Origin of the sequence: Leeuwenhoekiella palythoae (assembly GCF_020310025.1) — a bacterium.
Lineage (GTDB): Bacteria > Bacteroidota > Bacteroidia > Flavobacteriales > Flavobacteriaceae > Leeuwenhoekiella > Leeuwenhoekiella palythoae.
In genome coordinates this window covers 3885495-3899348 of the sequence record NZ_CP084318.1, presented here as the reverse complement: position 1 = coordinate 3899348, position 13854 = coordinate 3885495, and the positions used below count along the sequence as shown (strand labels likewise).

General features: G+C 39.8%; 12 protein-coding genes. All 12 read right to left on the bottom strand.

Translation table 11 applies throughout. The annotated features are described in order from the left end of the window. Positions 1-61 precede the first annotated feature (61 nt). Positions 62-670, bottom strand: coding sequence for a uridine kinase (gene udk / locus LDL79_RS16725; RefSeq protein ID WP_167596953.1), 609 nt, complete (start codon positions 668-670; stop codon positions 62-64). A 217-nt stretch (positions 671-887) separates the two neighbouring features. After that, positions 888-1301 (bottom strand): DUF6691 family protein, encoded by a 414-nt coding sequence (locus LDL79_RS16720; RefSeq protein ID WP_225598575.1) that lies wholly within the window; start codon positions 1299-1301, stop codon positions 888-890. Next, positions 1301-1858, bottom strand: a complete 558-nt coding sequence (locus tag LDL79_RS16715) for a YeeE/YedE family protein (RefSeq protein WP_225598574.1) — start codon at positions 1856-1858, stop codon at positions 1301-1303. The genes LDL79_RS16720 and LDL79_RS16715 overlap by 1 nt, the downstream gene beginning before the upstream one ends. A gap of 153 nt (positions 1859-2011) precedes the next feature. Then, positions 2012-4150: a glycoside hydrolase family 97 protein gene (locus tag LDL79_RS16710; protein ID WP_225598573.1), complete on the bottom strand. Its 2139-nt coding sequence runs from the start codon at positions 4148-4150 to the stop codon at positions 2012-2014. 168 nt (positions 4151-4318) lie between these two features. Further along, a complete protein-coding gene (locus LDL79_RS16705; protein ID WP_225598572.1) occupies positions 4319-5743 on the bottom strand; it encodes a DUF1593 domain-containing protein in 1425 nt (474 codons plus the stop codon). 66 nt (positions 5744-5809) lie between these two features. Further along, positions 5810-6175 (bottom strand): nuclear transport factor 2 family protein, encoded by a 366-nt coding sequence (locus LDL79_RS16700; RefSeq protein WP_225598571.1) that lies wholly within the window; start codon positions 6173-6175, stop codon positions 5810-5812. 7 nt (positions 6176-6182) lie between these two features. Beyond that, a complete protein-coding gene (locus LDL79_RS16695; protein ID WP_225598570.1) occupies positions 6183-6533 on the bottom strand; it encodes a DUF2200 domain-containing protein in 351 nt (116 codons plus the stop codon). Positions 6534-6562: 29 nt separating this feature from the next. Then, positions 6563-7888: an ATP-binding protein gene (locus tag LDL79_RS16690; RefSeq protein ID WP_225598569.1), complete on the bottom strand. Its 1326-nt coding sequence runs from the start codon at positions 7886-7888 to the stop codon at positions 6563-6565. Positions 7889-7893: 5 nt separating this feature from the next. Continuing rightward, on the bottom strand, positions 7894-8715 hold the full coding sequence (locus tag LDL79_RS16685; RefSeq protein WP_225598568.1) for an N-acetylmuramidase domain-containing protein: 822 nt from the start codon (positions 8713-8715) through the stop codon (positions 7894-7896). Between the two features lie 36 nt (positions 8716-8751). Further along, entirely contained in the window at positions 8752-13056 is a 4305-nt protein-coding gene (locus LDL79_RS16680; RefSeq protein WP_225598567.1) for an eCIS core domain-containing protein, read from the bottom strand. A gap of 12 nt (positions 13057-13068) precedes the next feature. Beyond that, a complete protein-coding gene (locus LDL79_RS16675) occupies positions 13069-13392 on the bottom strand; it encodes a hypothetical protein (RefSeq protein ID WP_009780091.1) in 324 nt (107 codons plus the stop codon). 12 nt (positions 13393-13404) lie between these two features. Then, on the bottom strand, positions 13405-13851 hold the full coding sequence (locus LDL79_RS16670; RefSeq protein ID WP_225598566.1) for a hypothetical protein: 447 nt from the start codon (positions 13849-13851) through the stop codon (positions 13405-13407). Positions 13852-13854: the final 3 nt, after the last annotated feature.

The following is a 13854-nucleotide window of genomic DNA, read 5'->3' as shown; positions in this document are numbered from 1 at the left end:
AATACGAAACCACCTTTTTTGACGAAGCTTTTTTAACAAAGACAAATCAGCACAGATTTAATTAAACCAAACGTTGATTGATAATACTACGAACGATATCTATCGCAACATTGTTGTAGCGGTTATAAGGTATGATAATATCTGCATATTCCTTAGTAGGTTCAATAAATTGTTGATGCATCGGTTTTAACGTGGTCTGATATCTGGTTAAAACTTCATCAAGGTCACGACCGCGCTCGGCGATATCGCGCTTTAGTCGGCGAATAAGACGCTCATCAGAATCTGCGTGTACAAATATTTTGATGTCAAAGAGTTCGCGTATTTCAGGATGGGTAAGAATTAAAATACCCTCAACGATGACCACCTTCCGCGGATGCGTAATCACTTTATCACTCGTGCGGTTGTGTTTCACAAAAGAATACACCGGCTGCTCAATCGTTTCTCCTTTTTTCAGCTGCTCAAGATGCTTGCAAAGCAATTCAAAATCAATTGATTTAGGATGATCAAAATTGATCTTAATACGCTCATCGTAAGATAAATGTGAGTTGTCGCGGTAGTATGAATCCTGTGAAATAACCGTCACTTCACCCTCGGGAAGTTCTTGTACAATTTGATTTACAACAGTGGTTTTACCGCTTCCGGTACCCCCGGCGATTCCTATGATAAGCATACGTTTAAATTTGTCGCAAAAATAGGAAACTTACTTGATAAAAGCGGCTACATAAATCCTCAATAGCCGTAAGTAGCAAGTTTCAGAATACTAATAATTTAGCTTTAAAATCTATCGTGCGAACTGAGCATTTATTGTGAATAGTACAGAATCCTGATGGAAAACTGCAATGGCTTACCTCAAAATCAAATGCTGTTATAACTTGATAAAATTTTACTTAATGTGGCAGTTTGTGTTTGATCAAACCGTATACAAGAGTGCCGAGTAAAGCCCCTAGAATAACGATCATAATTGAAACATAACCGGCACCTGTAAGCACATACATAGGTCCAGGGCAAGCTCCTGCTAATGCCCATCCTAAACCAAACAGTACCCCGCCAATGGCGTAACGAGCAACACTCTTGTCTTTAGGTTTTAACCGCATTTCTTGACCGCCAAGCGCTTTTAGGTTGAATTTCTTTATAATCTGAACACCAATTACGCCCAAAACCAGCGCCGAACCAATGATGCCATACATATGCAAAGCACCAAACTCAAACATTTCAAAAATGCGAAACCAAGACGCGGCTTCAGATTTATACATTAATATTCCGAAGAAGGTTCCTATGAGGAGATAAACGATTGTTTTCATTATGCAAATATTAAAGGGAAAATAAGATGGATCATTATTAAACCACCGGCAAAGAAACCAATGACTGCAATAAGTGATGGTAATTGTAAATTGCTCAATCCAGAGATAGCGTGGCCTGACGTGCAGCCGCCGGCATAACGCGCACCAAAACCTACCAAAAATCCACCAATGATTAGTATAAATAGATTTTTAGGATCGCTTAAATTCTCTAAACTGAAAAGTTCTGTAGGAAGATATGCGTTTCCAGCGCTTTCTATTCCATAAGTTTGAAGTTTAGCAACTACATCTTCGGCGATAGTCACCGTATTATCTGACAGATACTGAGAAGCAATAAAACCGCCCAAAACAGCACCTAACATCACGGTCAAATTCCAGCGTTCTTCTTTCCAATTAAATTTAAAAAAGTCTGATTTTCTGCCCGCTCCTGCAGCTGAGCATAGTGTACGCAGGTTAGAAGACATTCCAAATTGTTTTCCTACAAAGAGTAAAACAAACAGGATAAGGGCAATAAGAGGACCTGATATGTACCAAGGCCAAGGATCGTAAATCCAGTTCATATACTAGAGAATTTTAAGATATTTTATAAATCTAGAGTCGTACAAAGAACTCTAAACTTGCGCTGGAGGTACGTAACAAGAGTTACATTGGTTATTATAAATAAAAAATGTCCTTACCTAAGTAAAGACATTTTATAAAATTTTTGAAACCTACTAGTTCTGTGAAATTAAACTTATTGCAAATCCACCACCCGAAGCCATCGCGATGTCAAGCGAAGTGGTACGATCTACTTGTAGTGTTTCAATAGCATAATCTTGCGGATTGTTTTCCCAATCAGCTTCAGGGCCATCTTTATAGAGTTTGGCCTCATAGGTTTTACCAGCTTCCAGAAAATCAAAATCTAATGTAAAATCACGTTGATTTTCGTCGGTGATTCCGCCTATGAACCAATTGTTAGTTTCTCGTTCTTGTCTTGCGATCACCACAAAATCCCCAACTTCACCATCAAGAACTTTAGACTGTTGCCAATCTACACCTACATCTGATATAAACTGAAATGCCGGATGCACTTTATCGTTTACCATATAATGCTCCGGAAGATCGCAGGCCATCTGAATCGGACTATAAATCACCACGTACAACCCAAGCTGATGCGCCAAAGTGGTGTTGACGCGATTCTCTTTTTTATAATCGTCAAATTTGATATTGAATACACCAGGTGTAAAATCAATAGGTCCGGAAAGCATACGTGTAAAAGCGACCGTTGGTAAGTGTGCCGGCGGATTGCCACCGTCTGAGGCCCAAGCATTGAACTCTTGACCACGTAAACCTTCACGAGCTATGGCGTTAGGATACGTTCTGCGTTTTCCTGTAGCTTTGATTGGTTCGTGCGCATTTACTGCAATTTTCTTTTTTGCTGTTTTGTCTAAAACTTTTTGATAATGTTTTACCATCCACTGCCCGTGATGGTATTCTCCTTTAGGAATAATCTTTCCTACATAACCTGTTTTTACCGAATTGATTCCGTTAGCTTTCATAAAATCATAAGCAGCATCCATTTGTTTCTCGTAGGTTAGGGGAGCAGCAGAGGTCTCGTGATGCATAATGACCTCAACACCCTTATCTTTTGCATAAGCCATTACCTCGTCGAAATCATAATCAGGATAGGGGGTGATAAAATCAAAAACGCCTTCGCGGTCGTCTGTATTGATCCATTTGTCCCAACCGGTATTCCATCCTTCTACAAGCAATCCTTTAATGCCATTTTCAGAAGCAAAATCAATATATTTTTTGGCATTTGCTGTAGTAGCGCCGTGTTGAGAAGAACCTTTTTCGCCCACCGTAAAGGTGTTCATATCCTGAGTGCCTTCCATATCCCAAGTAGATTTGCCAATGTGCATTTCCCACCAAATCCCTACATATTTCATTGGAGTAAAGTAGTCAACATCTCCTAATTCATTAGGATCGTTTAGGTTTAAGATCATTTTTGATTCAATCAGATCACCGGCTCTATCAGCTATCTGGATGGTACGCCAAGGAGTATTGAATGGAGCTTTAATTTGAGCTTTCCCTCCCAAGCGTTCAGAGCCTACGAGTTCGCTTATCATTTTATGTTCAGACTGATTTACCTTTAAAGTCATCCCGGCATAATCTGTAAGATCGGCTTCGTGAAAACTCAAATACAATCCCTCTGCTGTTTTCATCGTGACCGGTGTATTTACTGCATTTTCAGGAATATAACTTGCATTGAGATCAGGGTTATTTGCTTTAGCAAGAGCATCAATCTCAGAGAAATTTGTTTCGCTATACAGATGCTCATAAATATCCCAATCTCCCGGAATCCACCACGTTTTATGATCACCGGTCAGGTTAAACTCCGTATTTTCATCGGCAATAATAAATTCATTAAGATTTTCTTGTTCAGGGAACTCATACCTAAATCCAATACCATCATTATATGCCTTAAAGTGAATGTTGAGTTTTCGTTTATTTTCAGAAGTTTCCTGTAAGTAAATGATCAGCTCGTTATAGTGATTACGCACTTCTAATTGTTCTCCCCAAGGCATTTGCCAAGTTTCGTCAGCAGTGCTCGTTTCAGTCTTAATAATCTCGAAATCTTCCGAAAGCGCGTCAAGATCCTTAAGGTCAAAACCCATTGCAGAGGTGTCTACCACCACAACACCATCGTGAGCGATCGTATAAGTAGGTTTGCCTGCTTCAGTGAGGCTGAAAGTAACTGTGTTCTTTTCATCAGGTGAAGAAAGACTGTAATTTTCTTTAGATTTTTGTTCTTCACAGGAGCTCATAAAAAGCATTGCAAAGATTACGAAGGTGTAACTTAGTTTGTGCATAGTATTAAGTTCAAAAGCTATTATCAAGTAAATTTTTTCGTTTAAAAACCGAACAAGCAGTTTTCAATCGAATGCGAAAAAGCTGAAAAAAGATAAGTTATTTTAGCGATTTACTAAAATATGGGAATACACTATGCCTGAATAGCAATAAGCTTTCTATACAATTAGCTATTCACTGATTGTAATAAGAATACGTTTATAGCGTGTAAGCGTAGGCGTTCCTGAATCGTTTACTTCGCAGATTATGTGAAGTGTATCGCCTATTTCAACGTCGTGCGGAATTTTAAAATTAAACTTTGATTTTTTTGAACCGGTAATCGTTTTACCAGAATAAGTATCGGCCTCGTTATAGTGCCACCAATTGAAATGAAGTTGATCACCATCTGGATCTATGCTTTGCGAAGCGTCTAACTTAAGTGTTGCTCCAGCCTTAGTCCTTACTGATAGCGCTGATTTTTTTAGTTTAATGATGGGATGATGGTTAGCAGCGTCAAAGGGTTGTACACACCAGTCTGCCCGAGCAGCAAAATCGTTTTGAACTTCAGGTAGCCACCGCCAAATAGGTTTAAAATATGCTGTTCTGATTTGTATATCTTCCGGAGTTGTTATATGTTCTAAAAGTTTTGACCAACTGTTTTCAAAACCCCACTGTTTTGTAGGTCTGGTAAATGATGAGTCTGGTAGGGGATCCATCCAGACATTATTTCTAACCTTGACATAGCGCCCTCCCCAACCACCAAAATCTGGAGAATCTGTGCTATTTAGACCATTTGGGATCGTATGTAAAAAAGCTGGGGTATCACCTTCAGCATTGAAGGCACCCTGGCTATTTTCGTAAGCATTACATAAAGCACCGTGTCCCTCAATTATATTGGTAGTCATCCAATCTTTTTCAAAGTAAGGTTGAATAGTTTTAGGCAACACTTTTGGCCATATATAGGCCATACAATCAAATTGATCAGAAATTATAGTGGTGATATTCAAGTGCTCCCAATGCGGCCGGATGTAGTCTTGATAAGATTGATCCTGCTCCCAAATCAAGAATAAACGTAGTTTACGAGCAACATAGTTCATCTTTTCAGGATGGTCTTCTTCAATGATTTTTAAGGCACTAGCAATGGTATTCGTTCCTCCCCAAGCTTGCAGCCAAATTGGTCGATGATCAGTAGTATCTAAAAGAGTTTCTGCGATAAACTTTGCGCCTTTGGTTCGTTTTTGATATTCCCCGATTTCAGCAATGTTACCAACTTTCCATATGCTGTGTAAATAATCGGGATGCGGAAAAAGGGTATCGTGAGTTTGTAGATTGGGGTAAACTTGAGCATACAAGTCTATATATTCTTTAACCCAAGTTACGGGGTGAAAGGCATTCCACCCTTGACCACCTTCCCAATGAAATTGCGAACTAGAATTTACAATACCTTCAACTTCAAATTCATTAGAAGTGAGCAAAAAGCGCACCATTGAAGCTCGATCATCAGCTTCGCCGTCTGTAGTCACAAGTACACGTGGTCGATCAACAGTTTGAGCTGTCGATGAATTTACTACTGATAGTAGCAGTATAATGATGAATGAATAGTAAAACTTAACCATGATTAATATTCTCTAAATCGATTGAAATATACAGAATAAAAATATAAAGTGTATTTTTTACAATTATTAAAAGAGTCCGTATTTATTATGGCTATCTTTTTCGATGATTTGGCCCAAATCCCACAATTCTACAATTCTATTGTTTTCAAATCTAGATATATGCACCACTGCAATCTGCATAGTTTGCTTTGAGACCAGACTGTGCGTGATTACCGTATTACCATCAGCATATACCTTTTTAATTTCGAAATCAAGGTTAGGATTGGTTTTGTGATCTTCTTTCATCGCTTGCATCAATGCATCACGAGAGCCTTCAAAATACTGATTGTGATGCATAAAATCTTCGGCAACATATTTCTTGAAAGCTAAGTCAATATTGCCAAATGCGACCTCTTTTAAAAAGGTTGAGGCAATGGTTTTATATTCTTCCATAGTAGCATTATTTTCTGAGAATTTTTTCCATCGCCTTTCCTTTAGCGAGTTCGTCAATTAATTTATCAAGATAACGTACTTTTTTCATCAGAGGGTCTTCAATATTCTCAATGCGATGACCACAAATAACTCCGGTAATCTTGGAAACATTAGGATTGAGCTGAGGTGCCTCGTCAAAAAAGGTCTCAAAATTTGTTTTTTCAGATAATATGCGATCTAAGGCGGTCTGATCATAACCGGTTAACCAAAAGATTATCTGATCAACCTCTTCTTTGGTGCGGCCTTTTTTTTCGGCTTTTGTGATGTAATGCGGATAAACACCCGAAAAGGCCATTGTATAAATGCGATGTTTTGCCATATTGAAGTACTTGTGAAACTCAAATATAACTAAAACATCTTTTCTTCTTTTTTGTATTCTCGTTTAAGACCTGCTATGAGATTCTTGCTCGTAATAGTCAGTGAGTCTTGATTCAGCGCTTGCAAACAACAGTAATGTATAACATTAGTAATGTGTGCCCCGGTAATATCGTAAGTTTTTGCAATTGTTTTTAAGTCGATCTCTTGTGCGTATTTAAATTTCTTTGGAAGTGTTTTTTTCCACAGTTCGATGCGCTCTTGATATCCGGGAGGTGCAAAATACACTAAGGCTTGAAAGCGTCTGGTAAATGCTGCATCAATGTTATTTTTAAAATTAGAGGCTAAAATGACAAGGCCGGGATGTTCTTCTAAACGCTGTAAAAGATAAGAAACCTCTTGGTTGGCATATTTGTCGTGAGCGTCACGCACTTGAGTGCGTTTCCCAAAAATTGCATCAGCTTCATCAAAGAAAAGTATCCATTTTTTATATTGGGCTTTATCGAAAAGTTTCGCCAGGTTTTTTTCGGTTTCTCCTATATATTTTGAAACCACGGTTGAAAGATCGATGCGGTAAACTTCACGGTCTGTATATTTTCCTAAAAGGCTTGCGGTTAGTGTTTTTCCGGTACCGGGCGGACCGTGAAAAAGTACGCGATAACCACGCTTGAATCTGTTAGTCGTGTCGTGTTTTTGTTGAAGCGTTTCGTTATGTTTTAACCATATTTCAAGGTCCCGAATTTCTTGTCGGGTTTCGGCATTGAGAACCAAATCATCCCAGGTAAGTTGTGTTTCGATCTTTGAAGCTGGAAACTCAATACTCAGTTCAGGTTCTGGTATGTTGCCCGTTATAAGCAAGGAAGTGTATTCTGGGTCTAAAACCAAGGATCCACTCATTTTGGGTTCATTCTTTTCAGGCTTTTCTAACTGAATGATCTTGTTGGTGATGAGTTTACTATGCTTATCAAAATACTGCCAGCTTTGTACTTTCGCATCTATATTTACCCCTGCGATGAGAAACAGTGCAGTCTCTGCAGTGGGTAAGATGCCACGGTGGTTTTTGCCTTGTATTCCGCCAAGTTCGGGAAGTTCGCCGCCATCAGGGTAAACCTGATTTACACAAAATTTCAGGAGTTCTGGTGAAAGATTTGGTACTAGAACAAGTAAGAGTATTGCGATTTCTGCGGGGTCTAATTCTAAGACTATAATAAGCTGTTTTAATAGTGAGTCGGGGAGTGCCTGACTATCTAACTGTGGAGCTTTTTCAAAACTCAACTTAGGATGTTTTAGTCGCCAAATCACAAGTTCTTGCAAATGCAGCATCACCGTGTCAAAGCCTAAGGATTGATTTTTACTCATAAGGCTTACGAGTATTTAGCATAGGCTTTTGCCAGTTTAATATCGTATTTGTTTGCAGCGTAACCGGGGCCGTTGTAGCCTCTGGCAAAAGCTGCCCAATTTTTTGAGCGTAAGTGTTTCAACAGTTTATTGACCTCTAAAAACTTACCGAAAGCCGCCAGATGCTCCCGCTCGTGTTCAAACATTTTTTCTACAAATTCATCTACCGAAGCATAACCTAAACTTTTAAAATGATAGCCCATAATTTGAAACATCCCCCAAGATGCCGAAGCCTGAGCCGAAGCTTTAAAATCAGGGTGATCGCCTAAAGCCGCAGCTTTATTCATACGGTCGTATTCTCCCAAACCGCCCACATAATAAATGCGCGTCCATTTTTTATAAAGCACATTAGCGCTTTCTTCAGAAACATAGTTTTTGGGATCAATTCCTTTTGCTTCTAATTGTCGCCAAAAAATATGACCCTCGAAAAGTATACGCGGTTTATCACCCACCAGAAAACCTTTACCGTTGCTCTCAATTTCATTGACAGCTTTTACAGCAGCCAACTCTAAGTCATAGCGCTGCGCAAAGTCAATCAGATCTTGCTCACTAAGCAATTTTGAATTTGCATCAAAAATTTGATTTTCCTGAGCCAGTAGTTTGCTCCAAGTTTTTAAGCCTACGATACCGTCAACGACAAGATTATTTTTTTGCTGAAAGTCTTTAACAGCATTATTGGTGTCTAAGCCAAAATAGGTAGAGACGTAAACCTCATAACCTAATTTCTGAAGGAGTTCTTCTAAAAAATATACTTCTTGACCTCGGGAGCGATAGCGTAGTGTTTTCATGGTGTTGATTTACAGTGTTCTATTTCAAATATAAATTTAATTTAGCGTAACATTATTCATGGTTCTCAGTTTTTCTACCCCAGCTTTTGCTGCAGGAGATTCAAGAGCTTCAATAATCTGATCATAATAGTTGAGATTATCAATCGTGTCTACAGCATCTTTAATACGATTAATACTCACACGGCTTATTCCTGTGGTATTAGCGGCGATATGATCTTTATTATCAGTTTTAAGTTTGACAGGTTGTTTCTTTTCTGAGTCTAATTGATAATTATTGATGGAAGTGTCGATTGGGTTCTCAACATTTTTTTTCACGATTTCCTGTGTTTTTTCAAAGCTGTTTTCTTTCTTCCGAACTATGATGGCTTCACAAACAAGTTTGGTTGGAACGTGCTGTTCTGCTTCTCGTATTTCTTGAATATCAGCAGGAGCGGAGCTTGGCGTCGCTAAAGCATTTCTACTATAGTCTGGTTTAACACTATATTTAACGATAGCTCCAGAACTTACAGCAGCTTTTACAAGTGATTCTACAAGACTTTCGTGATTTTTATTACCCTCTTTAGAAAGCGGTGTCATGTTGGTCCATTTTCCTGGACCGTGGGTGTTATGATTTAATAGATGCCCTCTAATGTAATAACTGCTACCACCCAAACGGCGTTTTAAGAGCTTGTCAAATAATTTGTGTTTTCGAGAGGTAGGAATACTTCCTCCACTTCCTTTTTGAGTTAATGGTTCTGCAATCATTTCGGTTCCAACAGTGTCTTCACCTTTTGTTGTAGCATCTTGTTTGAAAATCTTTGTTGTGGGTAGTTCAGAAACATCTAGACCAAATAATTTTTCAGCACGTTTACTAAGGTCTGATAGTAAACCTTCAAGTTTCTCTTTCTTATCTTGCCGGCTTTTATTCTTAGCTTCTTCGGTACTTCCTTCTAATGGCGCTCGTTTGGTGGTGTCAATTTCCGTTGCTATTTGTACAGCCTCGTCTTTGGCTTTTTGTTTTTCGCCTTTTGGGTCTTCACCAATTACTACGGAAGAAATAAAGGAGGTAAATGGAGTAGGGTTACTCGCGACAGTTAATACTGGATTAGATTCATTACCTTCAAAATATAAGGTATGTGTTTTATCATCTTGACCTCTAAATTTTTTCTTTACCCGCCACCATTCAATGAATTTTTGTACGCCAGATTTTACTTTATTGCCTAATTTTTTAAACGCCTTTTTAGCCTTAAGAATCAACTTATCAATAGCCTTGTCTATGCGTTGGCGTATGCGCTGAATGAGGTTTTGCACTTTGCGAGCGAGTCCGCTAATGCCTAACAACGAAGCCAGGAAGCCAATGATCACGGGTACGGCACGCCCTAGTGCTTCTTCAATTTTAGAGGCAATAGCACCCACGTTTCCTGAAGCTACCGCTCTTACACCTTCGATAAAGGCATTGACCAAAGCCATGATTTGACTGCCCCGTTCAATAAAGAATTTGACAATGTCGATGATCATCATTGCAGCTTTTACAAAAGCACCCGCCGGACTCATCAATCCTAAAACCCATTTGATTCCGGCGTCAACTACGGTGGTAATGATCATATCTTGAATGCCTTCGATCACGGTTTCTTTTAGATCAGTAAACTGTTCTTTAATGTATTCCCAAATACCGGCAATTCCTTCGGTTCTGATGATTTGAAAAAGTTCAAAGCCCAATTCTAACGCTTGTACTACCGGTTCGCCCAAAAGTTTCACGGCTTTTTGCCGCATATAATCCCAGGTCAGCCCGAGCACTTGCATCACCAGGCTAAATATTCCTTTTAAACTGAAAATATCTTCCGGAATCGTAATGCCCATTGGCCCTAAGGCTCCGGTTAACCATGTCACCAATCCATTCATCAAATGCGTCATGATGTTGGTGCCGAAATTCAAAAAGCCTTCTTTTACACCGCGAATCAAATTCATCAAAAATCCAATAGGATCAGATATGATCGCACCTATCGCTTCTAATGCTGCACTCAATAAATTGGTGAGCATATTCTTGATATTGATGATCGTTTGAATGACGCCCATAACAGCACCCATCGCCATATCAATAAGTCCGCGGTTTTCCGCTTGCATTTCTTCAATACGTGCATCTACTTCAGCAAGACTTTCCTGATACTGTTGTGCAAGAGATTCAATAAGTTCGTCTTGTTTACTGTTTACAGCATTCTCTAGGTCGTCAAACCTGCTTTGAATAGATCCGGCGGCTTCTTCAGCGATATCCTGAAGTTCCTGAGGCTGACTTGCAACATAATCTGCAATTTGTTGTTTGCCTTCAGTAATTTTAGTTTTTGCTTCCGTGAGTTTTTGAGCGATATATTCGGCGATGCTTGTAAGTTCGCTATCCATCGCCTCGATGTATTTTTCTCTTCCTTCTTCAAAAAAGGCATTGACCTCATCGGGCAAACCTGTAAACGCATCACCCACCCAGGTGACGGCACCACCTAGACCGCTGTAGCGTTCTGCTTTATAGGCATCAATTTTGCGTGCTACATAATCCTCAAATACCTTCTTGGCCTTTTCTGCTGCTGTGGTAAACATTGATGCAACCTGTTCTTCAAGTTCACTTAAAATAGTCTCAACTGCATTTTTTGTGTTTTCAAACAGGGTGTTGATTTCTGAAGCAATACGCTCTCGGGCAGCGCTGTTAGCAGTTGCTGTGTTTTGTTGCTCCAGTTGAGTACTTCCCAGCGAGGCAGCTCTACTGTTATGCATAGCATTGAGTTGGGAGTTGCTGTTTTGCTGCGCAGAATTTTGTGCGGAAGTTAAACTTGCTTGCTCTGACGCTCTAAATGCTGCAGGAGCTTGATTCGCGTGGTCACGAGCTTCGTTCGTTGCGCTTAATGCGCCACCGAAGGTAGGTTCATTGCTGTTATGAAGCATATCTTCAGTGACTTGATTTGCTTCTAATTGCTGATCTATTTCATTTACGTTTTGTTGTAAAGGAGCCTGTACCTGACTGTCAGGACGTGGAGGAGGTGCAGCTGCATTTGCGTTTACAGGTGCTGGTCGCTGACCTACGGGAGCCTCAGGAATGTTAGCAACCTCACGTTGTGCAACCGAATTAGGATCTGGCGCTGTGCTGGTCGCTTGGTTAATCGCTCCAGATGCTTGCTGACTTTCTGCATTGGCCATCCCAACTCCGGCTTGAGTAACGGAATCAATATTATTATTGCTCTCAAAATCGTCTGCTTCTTCTTCATTTGCCGGAAGCTGCATCGCCTCAATACGTTCCATCAGGCGATTTTTGAAACTTACCGCATCAAAAACTCCCGGTTCTTGCGCATTCATTACCTCAACCTGATTGGCTTGTGCACCGCCCATTTGCTCGTTAGCAGCGCGTGGTGCAGCCGCTGCACCTGCTTGAGCAGAAACTTCGGCATCGGGCGTTGTTTGAGCAGCCCTTGATCTGTTTGTAATGGATTCGGTTAATTCTTGAAAGGCTTCATTTTCTTGAGCAGAAGTAGGGTATTTAGGATCTTGAGTTTTGGTTTGTACTGAATTTTCCTGAGATTGAAATTGCTCTTTTTTTGTTTCTTCTGAATTTTGCTTCACAGGTTCTGAAATAGAATCCTGCTTTGGAGCTGCTGTTTCCTTTGATGAAGCAGTTGTGTTTTTAGGTTTTACCGAATTGGTTTTCACCGATTTGTTATTAGCAATAGCTCCTTGCTGAATCGTATGCGTCAATTCGTGTGCAAGCAAGCCGTCACCTTCGGGTGATCCCGGTGCATATTTGCCCTCATTAAAGTAAATATCACGACCAGAAGTGAAAGCCTGTGCACCAAGATCTGCACTCATTTTTTGCGCATTGACATCGGTGTGAATACGCACATCAGACAAATTGGTGCCGAAATTCTGCTCCATTCTGGTTTGGGTAGCTGGAGCCATAGGTTCGCCATTGTGCTTATTATTTTTTAAACGTTCCTGAATACTGGTAGATGGAGTAGCAGTAGTTTGCAATTTTGCTTGAAGGGTTTCTTCCTCATTTTCTTCAGTTTTAGCTTGTACTGTTTCCTCTTCTTCCTTTGCCTGAACAGCCTCTTCCTCTTCACTTTTTTTCTGAACCTGGTCTTCCTCCAGCGCTTTGAGTTGAATCCCCGGTTTTATGGTTTGTGCGAGCGGTTTCTGTTGGACTTTGGTTGCTGAATTTCCGTGGGTGTTTTCAACAACTTGTTGCGCTACGTTATCTGCTTCCTGCTCATACTTATCTCCAGATTGCCCCATTTTAAGCTTCGCCTGAACTTTAAAAAAGGCAGCTTTAGATGGTTTTTTGGTATCTGTAGACGGAGTTCTATTTTTAGAGAAAGCAGGCATAACTTAAACTATTTACAGAATTAGAGTTACTGCTTTACTCACAATGAGTTTTATAGCGGCGTTCTTAAAGAGACCTATTTTTATCTTGGATACGCCAGCCTTTTCAAGAGTTTGAATGATCAAAAGGTCTTTTTGACTTTGCAGTAAAAGTTCAAATTCGGCAGGAGTTATGGCACCTTGATTGAGTAATAAAACCCAGCGTTCTAATTTATCTTTTGACTGTTCTAAAAACAGATCAACATCGTTTTTAATAAGGCTGCTTTCTTCATCAAAGCGTTCTTTGACCAAATCAAGAATTCCCGCTTTTATCGATTTGTAGAGTTCTTTAAAATCCATAATTCAAGTGTTTTACATCGTGATTAAGTCTAACAAAGCAAGCTTAGACTGTTCGTTCTTTTTATTTTCATAATTCGCCATCAGATCAAAGATCTTGGCAACTTGCGGCTTAAATTCAGCCTTAAAAGCGGTGTTTAAAGTGCCTTGAGTTTCCCATAAATCCAGAAATTGCTGGATGCTGCTTGCGTCGCTTTGCAAATACTGCCACATCTGTATGGTAATTTCATTTTTAGATTTGGCTTTCTCATAGCTTACCATCATATCTATTTTATTGATCAGTGCCTGGGCAGCGGCTTTGTGTTGCTCGTATTCTTGATCTGAAACTTCAACCAGACTCAAGGCATTGGCTTTGGTCTCAAGGGTTTCAGTAAAACTGTATTGATCATAAAAAGAAGTGCCACAGCTCGATAGCAAAAAGCAGAAGAGAAGGCCAGAACTTAATAATTTGAGTGTTTTCATAAA

Excerpts from the sequence above, each read along its gene's own strand:
- LDL79_RS16720 (WP_225598575.1), bottom strand. The coding sequence starts at position 1,301 with ATGAAAACAATCGTTTATCTCCTCATAGGAACCTTCTTCGGAATATTA.
- LDL79_RS16685 (WP_225598568.1), bottom strand. The coding sequence starts at position 8,715 with ATGAAAACACTACGCTATCGCTCCCGAGGTCAAGAAGTATATTTTTTA.
- LDL79_RS16670 (WP_225598566.1), bottom strand. The coding sequence starts at position 13,851 with ATGAAAACACTCAAATTATTAAGTTCTGGCCTTCTCTTCTGCTTTTTG.
- LDL79_RS16700 (WP_225598571.1), bottom strand. The coding sequence starts at position 6,175 with ATGGAAGAATATAAAACCATTGCCTCAACCTTTTTAAAAGAGGTCGCA.
- udk (WP_167596953.1), bottom strand. The coding sequence starts at position 670 with ATGCTTATCATAGGAATCGCCGGGGGTACCGGAAGCGGTAAAACCACT.
- LDL79_RS16695 (WP_225598570.1), bottom strand. The coding sequence starts at position 6,533 with ATGGCAAAACATCGCATTTATACAATGGCCTTTTCGGGTGTTTATCCG.
- LDL79_RS16680 (WP_225598567.1), bottom strand. The coding sequence starts at position 13,056 with ATGCCTGCTTTCTCTAAAAATAGAACTCCGTCTACAGATACCAAAAAA.
- LDL79_RS16705 (WP_225598572.1), bottom strand. The coding sequence starts at position 5,743 with ATGGTTAAGTTTTACTATTCATTCATCATTATACTGCTACTATCAGTA.
- LDL79_RS16715 (WP_225598574.1), bottom strand. The coding sequence starts at position 1,858 with ATGAACTGGATTTACGATCCTTGGCCTTGGTACATATCAGGTCCTCTT.
- LDL79_RS16675 (WP_009780091.1), bottom strand. The coding sequence starts at position 13,392 with ATGGATTTTAAAGAACTCTACAAATCGATAAAAGCGGGAATTCTTGAT.
- LDL79_RS16710 (WP_225598573.1), bottom strand. The coding sequence starts at position 4,150 with ATGCACAAACTAAGTTACACCTTCGTAATCTTTGCAATGCTTTTTATG.
- LDL79_RS16690 (WP_225598569.1), bottom strand. The coding sequence starts at position 7,888 with ATGAGTAAAAATCAATCCTTAGGCTTTGACACGGTGATGCTGCATTTG.